Consider the following 15403-nt stretch of genomic DNA (forward strand, 5'->3'; position numbering starts at 1 on the left):
CTCACAGTCCTAATTTAAGTTGCATCTTCAATGCTTCAAATCCGGACTCATCAAATTTCGAACCAGACGTAGCGCCGTTGATTCCTGCCTCTTTTCGTAAGTCTCCGATAAACTTGCGGAAATCTTCTTCCTTCATGTTTGGCGCGGATTGTACGCTGATTTGCTGTAACCAATTACTTGCGTCGACCCTACGTTGTGCTTCGATAACGTCGAACAAGTCCATGACATAGTATCCGTTTTCGAACTCGATCTGTGTCTTGCCGAGTCGTATCGCGCATTCCGTGAAAAACTGATCTAACGTTAGTTGGCGCCTTGGTTCTGCGTTGCCTTCGGTATCAACGTCACCAAGACGCTCTGCGCGTTTTTTAATAGCTCACCGAAATTATTCGCCTTTGCCATAGCTGTATAGTACGTCACCAACTCGTCAATCGACGCATTCTGATTGATATACTCTTCGTCGATTCCCGTTAGCACCGACGTCACACGGACGACGTCGTCAAACGATTCCCGTAGCGCTAAAACGAAGAATCCGGCCTTTTCGGACGCCGGCGCTGTGATTACGGAAATAATCAGTTGTGGAATCGCTTGGATCGAGTCAAATAGCTCGCGCCATTGCGCTATCGGAACCTTGCGGACGTGTGCCGTTTTATCCCCGATTTTTAACGTTTCCTGCGATTTATCTGAACGCTTAAATAGCATTTATTTTCGCCCCCAATAAAGAAATAAGGCGACGTTTCCGCCGCCCCTTAGTGTTAAGGTTTTGTTACTGTTTCGTCGCCTAGGATTAAAATAACGTCTTTTTCGTCAGGCGTGGACGACAGGGTGATACTCGTGATACGCTCGTTATCGTTATCGTAGTTATACTGCAAGTCCGTTTCCGGATAAGCAAGGGGTAGTGTCGCCCATTTGGTCGGGTCAGTCTTTGCAGCAATCGGCTTGATGACGACTTTCTTCGCCTTAGTGATTAAGTCTTGCCCGACCGCTGTTGAGATCTCAACCTTCTTACCGCTCGTTCCTTCGACAAGAGTAGCGCCAACCATAATCTTCGGAATCTTATCGAGATCATATTCTGCAAAAGGCACGGTAACCTTCGCGTTACGTCCTGTAATCCGCTTAGATACGACCGTCTCGCCGTTCTGATCGATCTTCTGTTCACGGTATGTCGTTTCAACCGTGAGATTTACGCCACCGATGGTAGTCTCAAATAGTACCTTGTCTGCAGCGTCTCCGTATTCGACGATAGCCGGGCCGAGTTCAATATTCTTTACATTACTTGCCATTTATGCATTCCCCCGAGTGTTTATTTTTGGTTATGAAAAAAGACGACTCCGCTGGAAATCGCCTAAACCGTTGTTACTGTGAAATTAACCGAATACAGCGGACGCCCATTCGCATCCTTACCGAGGTATAACGGAGTGGACTGATCCGCTATACACTTTATTATCCGGATGGCTCCGAAGCTAAACTCCGTCTTACCGTGTAAATCCGCATATATCTCGTTAGCTTTCGCATCCGCCGTTTTCGCTGATTTTGCACGAAGCACGATTTGAAACGACGGCTTACGTTTAGACGTCCATTGTGACGGAGCGTATCCGCCGGTCATTCGTACGTATGCGCAATCGTCCGGATTCCCCGTTTCGAATTCGTTGGAAACGTATGTGTACGGGACGGCCCGACGTAAGTATTCCGTAATGTCAGTAACCGCGGGCATTACGCCAACTCCCTTCGTATGCCGTCCGCAACCATCTGCTTATATCGTTCGGCGTTCTCTTTCATCGGACGTTCGAGGTACTTCGGCTGCGTGTCGGGAGTTGACGGATTCTTAAACGACTCGCCGAGTTCATGCGTGATTAAAGCGTAGTTGATGCGCTCGCCTGACGGACTAATTTCGGTTGCATTAAAAAATACTTCGCCAGAAACGCCGGATTCGCTTGCCTGTACGTTCGTGCCGGAAGTCTGACGTAGTGCTCCGCCCTTTAGCGGAGCTAGATCGCGAGACTTACGAAGCAAATCGTCAGTGGCGTCGTGCATTCCTTCCGCGGCTCCGTCTCTTACCGCCGCTTTCGACCAGTCCAGCGCCTTAAAAAATTCATCGAAATCAAACTCGATATTCATACGTCCACCTCCGTTAGTAGCGGCTTTCCGTTGAGCGCCCTTTTTACGCTGATAGCAATCGGCGTATACGTTATTTCCGCTCCATTTTCGTTGGTGAACGAAAAAAGATCGTTGATCGAGACCTCCGGTAGTTTGTTGAAGATGAACGTTCCGACGCTCGCTACCTCTTCACCCCGCGCGTTTCGGACGAGTTTGAACGCTTCTTGGAACCGGCATTTCATCGGCGTCAGATTATCGTAAATTGGTTCGTTCCAGTCCGGGCTATTGCCGAGAAAGCGTGCAACCATAACGGTCTGTTTAAGCGGAATAATCGCCATCTACAACACCGTCCATTTCACTTGACGCGCGCTGAGTTTTACTCCGTTTTCCGTGCCAATGATGTCGAACGTAGTTTGAGGAATAAACCTCGATATATTTGCGCCACCCCCGCTGTCTTTGAATGACGTGGAGATAACTCCATTTACGGAAATAAACGATATACCGTACAAACCGAGCTTATTGGTGTCGTTGAACCGAATAGCCAATGCGTTAGCAAATTCATACACCGCCGCTCCTGGTATCGTATACTTAGAAAACTTGGCCGTCAGTGTCCGACTCGCGACGTTTAATATTCGTAATTTTTTCGCCTCGTCACATTCCGTCCAATCCTCGATATCAATACAATTCGCAGCAATGTACGTATCTGCTTCCGTAATATTTACCGCCACAAGACCACCTCCGTTATTTAGCGGAGGATTTACGTCGTACGGACGGCTTCTCCTCCGGTTTCGTTTCGATTTCTTCCGATTGCTCATCGACGCGAACCGCGTCTGTCAACGTTTCTAGTACCGCGACAATCTCAGCGTCATCGGACGCAAAGCTTCCGCTCGCAAACGAATGCTTTACGCCGTTAACGTAGAAAGAGAGTTCGCGGTACTTCGAATGAAATACCGCCATTTACTCGTCCCCTTTCGATTACTTCGCGCCTTTGATGCGTGCGTGTGCCGCTTCTTGCTGGAATTCAAGCGTGAACTCGCCGACGATCTGACCTTGGAAGTAATCACCTTTCTTACCGAGATATTCGTGACCGAAATCGCGACCATTCAACGGACGAATGAACATACGGTTCTTATCGACAATAAGAATTTCGTCTGGATTCAGATTATCGTTGATAGATACATTGAACTCACCGAAATCCGTGATCAGACGATTAACGACTGTTCCGCGAGTTTCGTCACCGTTGTTAATTCTAACGAGATTATCCGCGAACTTACCAATTGTGCGCTTCTGTTTAGCCGCGGTTACGATTTCGTAATTACCACCGGACGCGAATCCACCTTTAGTGTAGATCGCTTGTAAGGAATCGTTAACGTGATCCATCGTCAAATCAGCGCCCTTCAAATCCGCAACGTTCGTCTTAATCAAGTTGCGAACACCGTTCATCTGACGAACAGTCCCGTTTTCGTAACGTACGCCGCCGATGAACGCCTTCTCCGCTTGCAGCGCCAACTCGAGCAATTTCTTCGCCTTTTCGTACTCGTACAGGTCGTCGATTCCGTATTGAGCGACCGCCGCCGCTGTACCGGAAATTTCTACGGTTTCGTCGAAGATTTGCGTAATATTCGACTTGCGCTCGCGTTGCTTGAAGCGCCCTTGACGAGCGTCTGCCCCTTCAGATCCTTCCACGAACTGAACCTCAATCTTGGCATTGGCCGTAATAGCTGCCGCAGTAGTTCCGGCATATCCGCGCATTACTGCGAGCTTCTTCGCTACCTTATCGACACCAGTAACGAGGATCAATTCTTCGCCGATCTTAACGACTTGGTTAGCGCGGAATGGCTCGGCGTCTGCTACAACAATCTCTACCGCATCGACAGCGGCGGCCGTTGTTACCTTACTTTCGTCCGCAAACATCGAATCTTCAAACCAAATGTGCTCAACCTGTGAGGTCGGTGTACTGAAACCTAGCATTGAAAGCAACGGCGTTTGATAAGGATTCAAAAGTAGCACCTGATCTGTGACTGACTCACGTTTTCCGATTAATTCACCTGATAAAATTTTAGACATTTAAATACCTCCGTATAATTGTTTTTGGTATGAAAAAAGACGACCCATTTTCGGATCGCCTTGGCTATAAACCTAGTTCTCTTTTCAATTTTGCGTAAGCCGCTTGGTCCTCGATTTTACCGCTCTTTTTCGCCTTATCCGCTGCTTCTTTGAGCAATTGTTCCGATGTCTTTTGTGGTGGTGGCGGATTATCCGTAGCGCCTCCGATCGTTCTCGGTTGCGTCGGCTTCTGTTCGACTAGGAACGGTTTACTTTCGACGAGCGCTTTGATTACGTCGTCAACTCCGACAACCTTACCATCATCATCAACGTTAATTCCCGTCTTATCCGCAAGCGACCACGCATCATCAATGTACGCAATCTTAGCCGTTGTTGCAGCCGAGATAAACGCGTTCCGGATGCGCTCCTGCTTAACGGATTCGCGCAACGTAGTCAATTCGGATTCCAATGTCTGTTTGACACCAGACTCACGTTCTAAGTCCGCTTTAATACGTTCGATTTCGGTTAATTCGCCGCGCTTACGCTCGTCTTCCGTGGCTTGTAACTCCGCCAGCTTCGTTTTAATATCGTCATAATCCGAATACCTATCGTATTTCTTACGCTCCCGTTCAAGACGTTTTGCAACGACGTCATCAAGCTCAGTCTGCGTAAAAGTTTTCGGCGGATCGGCCGGTAGGTCTTGTGGTTCTGGTTCCGGATCTCCCTCCGCGAATAGTTGTAGATTTAACGGATAAATAAAACGTTTAATTTCGTTATTCATCGTAATTCCTCCCGAGTTTTAACGCCTCGTAGCGCATAGTATCCGTAGCAGTTTTACGTCATGTACGTTTGGACAACGAAAATAAACCGAATCTATTTTGAGTCGGTTTCGAGTAGTTTTGGATCACGTAGTGGAGTTACCGTATGCCGGCAACATGGGTGGAATATTTCATTCCGCGGAATATCGCCGATATACGGATAATCACCGTCGGCTTCCGGAACTAACTTAACGACGCGCCCTTCCCATTTGCGGCAACCATCGGTAGCTCCGTGTTTCGATATAACACCGTAATACGCTTTTCGTCCGACGGCCTCGTTAATAGTCGCCTCTTTATGTGCCTGCAGCGTCTTAGTCCGCGTAATCATATCCGTGTAAACTGACGGGTCCCAACGTCTTCCGGCAGCATCGATAATTCCGGTATTAACGGAGTCGCCGAGCTTCTTACGTAATCCGTCGAAAATATCGCGGCTTATCGTTTTACGTCCGTTAATTCCCTTCGCCATATTCGCACGCATCGATTCCGCGGTAACTTGACGGACTGCAGTTCGCACGCGTCGTTCAACGTTTTGAGTCACCGCCAGTAGATCAGACTGTGTATCCGAGATAATTGCGTCGACCATACCGCGGTTCATTTTGTTAAACGACGCCACTTTTTCCGCATCTTTAACGTCGAGCGAAACGAGTGCGGAAAGTACACCATCACGCGCAGCCAGCGGTACATTCTCCGCCACCCACGCTGCTGATTCTTCGTTAATTGACGTTAATATCTTCATAACTTCCGTAAGAGTGGTGGCAGTATTGGCGCGCGTCATATTCGATATATCGATACGATCCAACGTTGCCAGGATGTCGCTTATCGCCTTCTTATACGCTTTGACGATTTTATCAGTATTGTAGACGTATTTCGGATTCGGAATCTTCGGCATTATCCACCACCGCCGTTAAATACCGAAGCGTCCACCGTTCCGGTCGCGGCATGCTCGTCCGCAGTTATTCGCGTCATTATTGCGGTCGCATGCGAATCGTCAACGTTATCTAACCGTTTGATTGCGGTGTGAACGTCGAGTGTCGACTTACCGCCCGTACGAATTTGTGCGATTTCCGCTTGCTCGCGGTCATCTACTGGCAGACCGTCCTTCCACGCTATTTTCGGGTATATCGGCTCGTAGTCTTCGAAACCATCTACGTCTTTATTCGCAAAGTTTTCGAGTTCCATCGCCGTCCAAAGTGCGTCACGAATCGCCTTGTCTACGTGTACACGAATCCGGTTGACCTTTGCGAGTATCGGCATAAATCGCGCCTTGATTGCGCCGCCATCCGTGTGTGACGTACCTGTTCCTCCGCCAGAATCGCCCGCTAACGTTGTTCCGAACAACCATTGCGGAGTCTCTGACATCTGAAAGACCATACCGAGAAGATAATCTAGTTCTTTAAACGCGCCCTCAAGCTGCGAATTCCACACCATATAGCCCGGCGTTGCGTCATCTTTACGTACCGGAATATACTTGCCTCCGAACCTAACGGAGGAACCGTCAGCCTCTTCGATATCGTCCGGACCATAAGCGGTTGGGTCCGAGTGCTTCCAAAGAATATAGTCGATCTGCACAAGTCGGTCGTTAATCGCCGCCAGCAACGACTCAATTTTCTCGATTCCACTGACGCCTTCCCACCGGTCATCGAGCGATTTATAAGGAATGTGAAAAACGAGTGGCCGCGCTACTCCCGTTTCTACGACGTCATCCTTCCGACCTGTTGCAACCTTATTGCCAATGGTGAACGTCTGGATCGGAACACCGTACGCCGTATCGACACCGCGCTCGTACAATTCATAACGCTCATACACGATATACCCTGGCAAATGGCGTTCAACGTTGAGATACGGTTTCGCTTCGTACTTCTCGCCTGTGAACGTCGCAATGATTGCACCATTCCGTGACTCAACCCATTCGACCCAAGCGATATTAATCGCACGGAATCGCTTCTTACTACCACGCGCCAATTCCGGAAATACCGTCGATGGATCGACCGGTTCGATAATGGACTCCGGCTTGGCGTCTTCGGGAACAGCGAGACCCTCCGGCAAAACCGAGTAGTCCTGCGCATAATCGTAGCGGACCTTGACGAATGAATCACCGCGGTAGCCGGCACCGATAACCGTTTCGTGAATGCGTGCGGTTAAATCGTTCTCTTCGACGATCCGATTAAGCGCTTGTTGTTCGGGTGAATCATCGGGCTTACCGGATTCATACGTTGGTGGTTCACCTACGAGTAGATCGGATGGCTTCGTTAAAAGGACGTCGACGATATTACACGCGATATACAGCTTCTTAAGTTGCGGGGCCGCCGGTGTATCTCGGAGCAATGCGGCTGCGCGCTCGTACACTTCGAAAAGTTTACCGTCAAATATCGCTGATCCACGTTGATACTTCGCAAGACGTTCGACTGAGGCGGCGGGCGGGAATTGCTTTCCTATGTCGATAAGTTTCGTTGTTTGCGTAATAAAATCCGTTATACTCTCCTCCTTTCTATTTAAATCCAAGACGGTTTTCTTCGGACTTGTCTCTTTCCTTTCGCGACGTTCTCAACCGCAAGTTGCAGCGCATCTACGGAATCGACGTAATCGCCGAATGGGTATTGCGCCATCTGATCGATAAGCATCGTATGTGATCGGTTTAGTATCAACGTTTTGTTATGAAAAAGCGGCTCCAACGATTCAATTCGCTCCTCCTTCGAGGACTTGTGCGCTTTGATATCATTGAGCCGCGTTTTTGTTACGCCTGCTTTCCGTAATGCTTCCTGAAGCTGACGGTAGAATTCGTGCTGTGCGTTAATTGTCTCGACGCTGAATACGTTGTGCCGCCATTCTTTGATCTTCTCGACGATAAGGTCGATGTAAACGTGCGGTTGCTCTTTCGATGCATACTCGTCCAATACGAAGATATGACCGGTCTTTTCGTGCCTCCCAACCGTGAGTACAGCGTTATAACACGAGCGTGAGTTCTTGCCCTGCGCTATATCCCACGCCCCGCTTATCGTTAGGTCACTTACGGGAACTCGTATGTCCTCGTAGACAACGTATTTACGCCCATGATCGTACTCGAAGCGATAATAACCGTAATTGTCCGGAAAGAAGAACTGCTCGTCCTCACTAAACGCGAGATTTCGATACTCGGAATTGTATGCCCTCGTCCCCATATTAACCTTTTCGTGCATTAACGCTCGGTACGTCCAACGCCAAGGCCACGCAAGTATGACGCCTGTTTCGAGTGCGTCTCGGTTCTCATCGTAGAACGCATTTGCTTCGGAGATGTCCTCGGCCCTAGCGTAAACTTCGCAGTACTGGTCCCACACTTTTGGATTGCTCGGCTCCTGGATAACTGCCCCATGAAACGATGAGCGGAAGTCCTTACGTTTCAGAACGTGATTGAGCAAGCCGGTCGCGCTGACCATCGTACCAACGAGGATAATCGCTGTTGACTTCGTCCCGATCGGCACCACGACGGAATTGAACCAATGAACGAGCTTCTCGCGCGCCTCTTTCGTTCCTTCGTTATTTGTCGAGGAAGGGTCGTCCACTATTACGAGGTCCGGACGATACGAACCGTGCCGCTTACCGCGTAGTTGCTTTCCGGACGACGACGCTTCGATTAACGTACCCGTCGTCGTTATGAACGCCTCTTCGTTGTCCTTCTCGTTCAAGTTATTCCGCTCATATAAAAGAGGACCGAAGTCCTCCCGTAGCTTTTCGTTATATTTGAGTTGCTTGTTAATCCATCCGATTAGCTTCTTCGATAACGTATCTGTTTCGGAGATTTCGAGAATATAACGGCGCTTCCGAAAAACCGTTTGATGCAGTGGAAATGAGTTCGAGAACATGCCAGACTTCGAGTGGCCCCGCGCTGCCGCAATCGCCAACCTTGCGTTCCGTTCCGTATGGTCGACGTAATCACATAAGTCGAAGAACTCGCGATGAATTGGCGCTATATCTTCGATCGGATCGTGCGGCGTTCCGTCTTCGGCGTTGCGGACGATATTGTCTTCGTTTTCCGGATTGCCGGCGTCGGACAAGTATTCGTACGTAAAATAAGCTACGTCTTCTTCCGCTCGATGAATACGTCGGAGCCGCTTCAGTTCAGCAATATCTCCACGTAGTAAATCCGCGTGGTAATCAGTAGCGCGCCCCGACTCAATCAGCGCCTTCAACTTCGTAGCTCTTTTGGTTACGACAGTGATGCGCTCGGCCCGTTCATTACGGTCAAGCCATCGTCCATCAACATAAGCCAAGCGCGACCACCTCCGTTTTTATTCTTCGATCTGTACATCCGCTAATAGCTCGTCTAATTCCGCAATATCCTTCGTGATATCTTCGGTACTGCGGCCGCCAGTGCCGTCCACCGTTTCGACGACGGTATGTTGCGTGATAAGTCCGTGACGTTTGAAGAATAAATCGATCCCCTTGATTGACGGCTGCGGTCCGCTAATCGTCTTCATAAGCTGACGATAAACGAACGCTCGCTCTGACGCCAGGAAATCGTCTGCCAGCAAGTTAACGTATTCGATGAACGTCTTATTCTGCGTTCTCCATTGGTGAAGCGTCTTACGCGAGACTCCGATTTCCTCCGCAATGCTATCGAAAGTCCGGCGATCCTCTTCCGAAGCAAACTCGCGCTCCACACATAGCAGCGCCGCCTTCCGTTGACGTCCGTCGATCTTCGCCTCTAACGCTTTCTGCTTTAACGTTGACATAGTGCGCCTCCTTTCGCTTGATTCTTACGTGAAATTACCGTGGATTTAGCAGTCTTCATACGTCGGATGACGTTTTATATCACCGCGAAGAGAACAACGGTAATTTTACGGCCCTCGCACGGGGCAATGTTACCGCCTGAGTTTAAAAATTTGTGCGCCAATTCCGAGCGCTTGTTGCGGCGCCTTGCGATGGGGGCCTTGGGGGTCACGCTTTTTCATCGGAAATAAAAAGAACGCTTATTCAGCGTCCTCCCGTGTGTTTATCGCTCTATATAACGTCGCCTTTGTTACTCCCGTCATTTCTGTAATCTCTGCGACCGTATGCGCCTTTGTATCGTATAGTCTCAACGCCTGTTCGACCTTCTTTACGTTGGTCTTCGGACGCCCTCCGGTTCTACCCCGCGCTCTAGCGGCTTGTAGCCCTGCTTTCGTGCGTTCGACTATCATTTCCCGTTCTAACTCGGCAATGACTCCGATCATCTTAAACATCGCACGCCCTGTTGGCGTTGTCGTATCCATCTTATCGCATATACTAATCAACTCTACGCCAAGTTCCGTTAGTTGCTCGTACACTTCAATAAGTTTCTTCGTGGATCGCGCCAGTCGGTCTAGCTTATATACTACGAATATATCACCGTGCCTCAATGTCTCTAGTGCGCGTTGTAGTTCCTTACGATCATCCTTCGCACCGCTCGCCTTCTCCGTATATATGCGTTCACATCCCGCAGCGTTTAACGCGTCAATCTGCATATCTAACGATTGATCCGCCGTTGATACCCTTGCGTAACCTATTCGCATTGTTACCGCCTCCGTTACCGTTTCCTCTATTGTACCATAAACATACGTTAATGCAACGCGCATTTTGATACGAGTTATGAAACGGTAATTAAGCGTTAATCGTGCGCGTTTAGCAGTCGGATTCTAGAGTTGCATATACGATTGTTTTTGGAACGCGAGTAATTACGTATTACCCCGTGAGTTTTCGGAGGGCGTCCGGTCAGCGCCGCCCACCCGCAGATATAACGTTAGAGTTCGGTATCATCGTCACTACTCGTAACCCCTACGTTCCCATCCGCTCGATAATCGCTTCATATATACGTCAATATCCGCATACTAACGATTAACGGTTACAACGGTTAGGCATTACGTTGTATTAACGGGAAGGAACGGAGGGATAGCGGATGTTCACGCAGACTCTAAGAGTCAACGGGAACTAAAGGGAAGACATCGGGGCTTGCGCCCCTTACTTCGGATTCCTTCGCTACGCTCAATCATCGCGGATTATCTATAACGTTGAACTTATATAAGATTAATACAGACATTAGAAGTATATAAGCACACAAGGGAAAGGCGGAGCCGTCCCGAAGTGTTATGTTTTATCTTTGTTCTGTATCCTTACGTAGTGTGACGTTATCCTTATAAGATAAGAGAAACGCCGGACCTAAAATGGCGCAATCCATTGCGAGAGTAAGGCGGAGGACACTTTTTAAGTGTGCAGTATTTGCACCACTTTTGCCCCTAACTGTGCAGTATTTGCACCACCCTTTTACGCTATCCGGCCGCGCTAAGCATTTCCGCTCCTACCTCGTCCCACGTCATCGACGCTGCCTTACGTTCATGTACGCCAAACTCCGCACTAAGACGCTCAGCCGATTCATCACGGTATTTCTTACGGAACATCACGTCAGGGTTAACTTTGATTACATCGATATCGAACGCAACCTGCACCATGACGAAGCCAGCACGTGATAACTCGCGCATGTGACGAATGACTGTCGTATGATCTTCGCCAATCAATCTCGCCAATCCACGCATGGTCAACGCATTAACTTTGTCTACGTTCCATTCGTTTGGATTCTCGCATAAAAAGTAATGCTCGTAATTGAAGTACGGAATCATCTTCGTTAGTAGTCCGGCAGCTTGGATCGATACGCGTTCGAGACGTTCGCGCGCCGCAGTCTGATACAGCTTCGTATAACGTTCGTCTTGACGCACTCCGTTAATCGAGCAGTAGTCCTGACATATTCCATATACATCGCGTCGACCATCTTTCTCCGTAAATAGCACGCCAGTTTCCTTCAGTTGCTTAACGATATCTTTCGAAGCGCGCGATTTCTTATCGATTACTTTCGCGACGTCATCGATCCCCATCCGTTTACCATCACGAATCAGAACTCCGTCGCCGTGCTTAAACGACATGAACGGTAGAAGCTTAATCAGCGCGCCTAATACATGAAGCTCCGCACGTGACGATATGTCCTTAACGGGCTCGTGGTAACAGTTTACGTAATGCGTATTCCCGCCGGTACGTAGCGCTTGTTCTCTGCGGTAATAACTGCGCCGTCTTTCCGCATCCTCACGTCTAATCAGCTCGTACTCACTTTCCGGAACGATAGCGAGGTTGACGCCAATATCTTCGTCATAGTAATATTGCGGGCCGTGTTCGAATCCTGGAACGTTACTCATCCGCTAACCTCCCGTTTCCGAAAAGGTTAATAAAGTCCTTCCACATATCTAAAGTACGCTCTTCGCCTTTATCCGTTATGACTCCGGTAGGTGTAAATTGCACAACTTTTTGCAGTGATGCTCTGCGTCCGAAGCTGTTCATGCTCATGAATGGTAAGCTTTTGAGAATGTCTGTAGCCTCTTTTTTACTACTAGCAAACACTACCTTATACTGTCTGAGTGGTGTTTCATATGAGTAGCACTTTGTTGCGTCTGGATGAACATACCTTGCACTACATAGATCGGCAAGCATATCTAGGAATATGTCCCTTACTTCATCTTGTGACATATTGTAATTCCGTCGAGGACACGAGTCCTTACTAAATTCTATGACCATTTTGCTTACGAACTTACTAAATGACTCACCGCCTAGGCTGTTCATTAATTTAAAATCTACCTTAGATTTAATAAACTCTTCTAATTTCATCAAAAATGCTCTATTCACTCGGCGCTCACCGCCTTACCCGCGCTTTCCAAATCTCGTAATGCCGCCGTTGCTTTCTTCGCCTCGCGTTGGATCGCCTTTAGTGCGGTCAATGCCCCCGCAATATCTACGTTAACATTCACCGTCAGATCGCTTATTCTGCGCCATTTACAACGCCTACCTTTCGTTTGTTTTGAATAACGTCGAACGCTCGGAGTATATCCGAGCGTTCGTTCCCCAACGCAAATAAACGCCAGCCGACCGGATGTACTCCGATTGACTGACGTTTTAGTATCGTTCTATAACGTATAGGTAACTGTTGGTACAAAATATACGGAACTGCGGATAATTTACGGTTAACGTGTTGACTTTAACATACAGTAGGTGTATGATAAAGACATACAAGAGATGAACGCCGCAGATGTGATAAGACATCGGGCAAAAGGATGATTCTAATGAAAGTAATCGTAAACGGAATCGAAAAATCCCTGAATATCACTGGCACAAACGGAATTGACTTCACGAAAGATTTCATTGGTAATTGGGGCGCTCTCTCAGATGGACAATTCACTTGGAACGAAGAAGCTAGTGCATATATTGCTGACGAAGATACATACGATTGGTGGCACGCTGCGATTAATCGTGAATCAACCAACATGGATCGTATCGCAGAACTAAAAGAATCAAACAGGTCCGATAAAGTTGACGAAGCAATTAACGAAGCCACACATGGATATAACGACCTTGAAGATATCCAGAACGCAGTTGCAAGCGCCCTTGACAAATTGGGAAAGTAATTCCCCCACTTGCTGGTTATGCCGAAGCCGCTGAAATCCTTGGCTGGGATAAACGGCGAGTAGGTACGTACCTACAACGTGGGGTATTCCCCGAACCGATCCAGCGTCTTGCAAGCGGGCCGATATGGACAAGGAAACAGATAGAAGATTACAGGAACGCTCGTAAATGAGAGTCTTTCTTTTTATGGACGCCAATCCAACGGATTACTTTCCGCTAGATTGGCGTCTTTACCTAGATCAAACGTAAGCAGGAACGAATCTCTCACCAAGCCCCGCGCATTGGGTGAACTCAGGCGTAAAACCACCGCCCGTATTTCGTAGATTATACGGAACGACTTTACTCGGCGACGTATCCCTCCGATACTGTTCCGCACGCTCCTTATTACGTATCTTCGCGTGATTATCGACGGACCAGTTTTCGTAACGACTCCGCCTGCGCTTAGTTGGATTACGATAATCCTTACCATCAACACCGGTTTCTTCCGTAATCTTCAGCGAAGTCTCGCGGTCACGGCGCAATTCCAGTTGCCAAGCACTAAAGAACGGATATTCCGTATTCGTAACTTTATCCGGATGTGGGTCCGTCAACTCTTCGCGTAATATGTAATCCGTTAGGCGCTCCAACTCCGCATCGTTCGGACGTTCTCCGATACTATCGACGTAAGCTTCCGTTAATGCATGGACAGCCGCCATCCTTTCGGTGCGATCCGTAATATTCTCCGCAATCAAATCGGTTACCGCGTCCGAAAACGCTGCTTTATAATTTCCGTTATTCTTCGTCAATAGGTTCGCCCTCCACTTCGATTTCTCCGTAATTCCAACGTTCATATACCGCCGCGATCCGATCCGCCGCAATGTCGATATACTCGCTGACGTTCTTCTGCGCAATCCCCATAATCTCGGCGGCCTTCGTCTGCGTAACGTCGACTCCGTACACCCACGCAACTGCTTCCGCCTGGCGTATGGTCAGCTCCGCCGATTCTATAGCGCTATGTAGATCGATGAGAATGTCGGACGCCGCCGTATCCCCCTTGAAACGTCGATTGGCGATTTGGTGACGGTCGCGGAGCAGCGCCTTGACGCCACTCGCCGTGTTTAATGCGTACTTCTGCGTATAACTTCGTTCTTTTGCGTGAATATCGATCTTAACGTGACCCATCGTTTATGCCGCCTCCTTATACAATTCGTTCGTTTGTAGTAACGGAATCAATCGCTTCGGCTCTTCTAGGAGCGGCACGAGCCGACTCCCTATTGCGCTGATTACGTTAACCGTGACGGCATTTCCCGCCTGTTTGTACAATTGCGAGTCGCTGATACCAGCATTGCGCGCTTTATCGAAGTGAGCGTCGAGGAAACCTTGTAGGCGCCAACATTCGCGAGGCGTAAGTTTACGAATTCGATAACGTGGATACTTGCCGAGCGCGACTCCGTGCTTGTCCTGAGCCGTTAGAGTGAACGCTTCCTCTCCGTCGTCTTTAAAGCGTCGACCGTTTTGACGTTTCTCGGCGCGATCTGGCGTTAGGACGGGGCGCACTTCCTCAAGCACCGCGTTCTGCGCCTGATTACGATTTAACCCACGCCAATCTGACGCCGATAACGTATGAGCTGCGTCTAATGGACGTCCAATCCCGTCTTTTCTCGAATACTCAACGCACACTTTAGTGCCCTCGCCTTTGTTAGTGGTTAGCGTTGGGCTGAGTCCGCTATCTGCGTACACACACCCATTCATGCCATTTCCTGAAGGATTAACGTTGCCTATGTATTCGACCGCGATCTTCGGCTCTTGTCCTCCTCCTTGCATCGTTGATAACGTCGGGCAGATTCCTTCCGTGGAATAAACGCGTTTTAAGATATCGTGACCGCCGACGTCAACGTGCCCAAGCATGACGCAATCCGGTTCTACTACAAGTTTCGGCTCTTTGTAATCCGTAGAGGTACATGTCGGAGCTACAACTTCATACACCCTTAATTCATTGCGCTGCCGTGTATCTAGAATATAAGCTTCGTCCC

General features: G+C 48.7%; 22 protein-coding genes. 1 reads left to right on the forward strand and 21 read right to left on the reverse strand.

The window, feature by feature from the left end; genetic code table 11:
- Nucleotide 1: 1 nt before the first annotated feature.
- From AC3WU2_RS29035 to AC3WU2_RS29120, 18 genes are all read right to left on the reverse strand, one after another.
- Nucleotides 2-223 (reverse strand): hypothetical protein, encoded by a 222-nt coding sequence (locus AC3WU2_RS29035; protein ID WP_492458363.1) that lies wholly within the window; start codon nt 221-223, stop codon nt 2-4.
- Nucleotides 224-300: 77 nt separating this feature from the next.
- On the reverse strand, nt 301-699 hold the full coding sequence (locus AC3WU2_RS29040; RefSeq protein ID WP_492458364.1) for a hypothetical protein: 399 nt from the start codon (nt 697-699) through the stop codon (nt 301-303).
- A 53-nt stretch (nt 700-752) separates the two neighbouring features.
- Complete coding sequence (locus tag AC3WU2_RS29045) at nt 753-1280, reverse strand: hypothetical protein (protein ID WP_492458365.1); 528 nt, start codon at nt 1278-1280, stop codon at nt 753-755.
- A 62-nt stretch (nt 1281-1342) separates the two neighbouring features.
- On the reverse strand, nt 1343-1711 hold the full coding sequence (locus tag AC3WU2_RS29050) for a minor capsid protein (protein ID WP_492458366.1): 369 nt from the start codon (nt 1709-1711) through the stop codon (nt 1343-1345).
- On the reverse strand, nt 1711-2031 hold the full coding sequence (locus AC3WU2_RS29055) for an HK97 gp10 family phage protein (RefSeq protein ID WP_492458367.1): 321 nt from the start codon (nt 2029-2031) through the stop codon (nt 1711-1713). The genes AC3WU2_RS29050 and AC3WU2_RS29055 overlap by 1 nt, the downstream gene beginning before the upstream one ends.
- An 80-nt stretch (nt 2032-2111) precedes the next feature.
- The gene (locus AC3WU2_RS29060) at nt 2112-2432 is read right to left on the reverse strand and encodes a hypothetical protein (RefSeq protein ID WP_492458368.1); all 321 of its coding nucleotides are present in this window, start codon (nt 2430-2432) and stop codon (nt 2112-2114) included.
- On the reverse strand, nt 2433-2822 hold the full coding sequence (locus AC3WU2_RS29065) for a hypothetical protein (protein ID WP_492458369.1): 390 nt from the start codon (nt 2820-2822) through the stop codon (nt 2433-2435). It abuts the gene before it with no gap.
- Between the two features lie 13 nt (nt 2823-2835).
- Nucleotides 2836-3051, reverse strand: coding sequence for a hypothetical protein (locus AC3WU2_RS29070; protein WP_492458370.1), 216 nt, complete (start codon nt 3049-3051; stop codon nt 2836-2838).
- 18 nt (nt 3052-3069) lie between these two features.
- Nucleotides 3070-4161, reverse strand: a complete 1092-nt coding sequence (locus tag AC3WU2_RS29075; RefSeq protein WP_492458371.1) for an SU10 major capsid protein — start codon at nt 4159-4161, stop codon at nt 3070-3072.
- Nucleotides 4162-4225: 64 nt separating this feature from the next.
- Nucleotides 4226-4921, reverse strand: a complete 696-nt coding sequence (locus tag AC3WU2_RS29080) for a phage scaffolding protein (protein ID WP_492458372.1) — start codon at nt 4919-4921, stop codon at nt 4226-4228.
- A gap of 92 nt (nt 4922-5013) precedes the next feature.
- On the reverse strand, nt 5014-5847 hold the full coding sequence (locus AC3WU2_RS29085; RefSeq protein WP_492458373.1) for a phage minor capsid protein: 834 nt from the start codon (nt 5845-5847) through the stop codon (nt 5014-5016).
- Nucleotides 5847-7460 (reverse strand): phage portal protein, encoded by a 1614-nt coding sequence (locus AC3WU2_RS29090; protein ID WP_492458374.1) that lies wholly within the window; start codon nt 7458-7460, stop codon nt 5847-5849. Before AC3WU2_RS29090 ends, AC3WU2_RS29085 begins: the two co-directional genes overlap by 1 nt.
- Nucleotides 7451-9205, reverse strand: a complete 1755-nt coding sequence (gene terL, locus AC3WU2_RS29095) for a phage terminase large subunit (protein WP_492458375.1) — start codon at nt 9203-9205, stop codon at nt 7451-7453. The genes AC3WU2_RS29090 and terL overlap by 10 nt, the downstream gene beginning before the upstream one ends.
- A gap of 18 nt (nt 9206-9223) precedes the next feature.
- On the reverse strand, nt 9224-9667 hold the full coding sequence (locus AC3WU2_RS29100; protein WP_492458376.1) for a phBC6A51 family helix-turn-helix protein: 444 nt from the start codon (nt 9665-9667) through the stop codon (nt 9224-9226).
- A gap of 237 nt (nt 9668-9904) precedes the next feature.
- A complete protein-coding gene (locus AC3WU2_RS29105) occupies nt 9905-10465 on the reverse strand; it encodes a recombinase family protein (RefSeq protein ID WP_492458377.1) in 561 nt (186 codons plus the stop codon).
- Between the two features lie 753 nt (nt 10466-11218).
- Complete coding sequence (locus tag AC3WU2_RS29110; protein WP_492458378.1) at nt 11219-12133, reverse strand: hypothetical protein; 915 nt, start codon at nt 12131-12133, stop codon at nt 11219-11221.
- Nucleotides 12126-12599, reverse strand: coding sequence for a hypothetical protein (locus tag AC3WU2_RS29115; RefSeq protein WP_492458379.1), 474 nt, complete (start codon nt 12597-12599; stop codon nt 12126-12128). The genes AC3WU2_RS29110 and AC3WU2_RS29115 overlap by 8 nt, the downstream gene beginning before the upstream one ends.
- 14 nt (nt 12600-12613) lie before the next feature.
- The gene (locus tag AC3WU2_RS29120; RefSeq protein WP_492458380.1) at nt 12614-12739 is read right to left on the reverse strand and encodes a hypothetical protein; all 126 of its coding nucleotides are present in this window, start codon (nt 12737-12739) and stop codon (nt 12614-12616) included.
- A gap of 312 nt (nt 12740-13051) precedes the next feature.
- Here AC3WU2_RS29120 and AC3WU2_RS29125 point away from each other — a divergent pair, with 312 nt between their 5' ends.
- The gene (locus AC3WU2_RS29125) at nt 13052-13393 is read left to right on the forward strand and encodes a hypothetical protein (protein ID WP_492458381.1); all 342 of its coding nucleotides are present in this window, start codon (nt 13052-13054) and stop codon (nt 13391-13393) included.
- Between the two features lie 237 nt (nt 13394-13630).
- On the opposite strand, the gene AC3WU2_RS29130 is transcribed toward AC3WU2_RS29125, so the two are convergent.
- From AC3WU2_RS29130 to AC3WU2_RS29140, 3 genes are all read right to left on the reverse strand, one after another.
- Nucleotides 13631-14176 carry a hypothetical protein gene (locus AC3WU2_RS29130; protein ID WP_492458382.1) on the reverse strand — a complete coding sequence of 182 codons (546 nt, stop codon included), beginning with the start codon at nt 14174-14176 and terminating at the stop codon, nt 13631-13633.
- Nucleotides 14163-14552 (reverse strand): helix-turn-helix domain-containing protein, encoded by a 390-nt coding sequence (locus tag AC3WU2_RS29135; RefSeq protein WP_492458383.1) that lies wholly within the window; start codon nt 14550-14552, stop codon nt 14163-14165. The genes AC3WU2_RS29130 and AC3WU2_RS29135 overlap by 14 nt, the downstream gene beginning before the upstream one ends.
- Before the next feature lie 3 nt (nt 14553-14555).
- Nucleotides 14556-15403, reverse strand: an 848-nt coding sequence (locus tag AC3WU2_RS29140; protein ID WP_492458384.1) for a DNA cytosine methyltransferase, incomplete at its 5' end; no start/stop codon positions are given.

Source organism: Paenibacillus sp. EB106-05-06-XG162, from assembly GCF_058791655.1.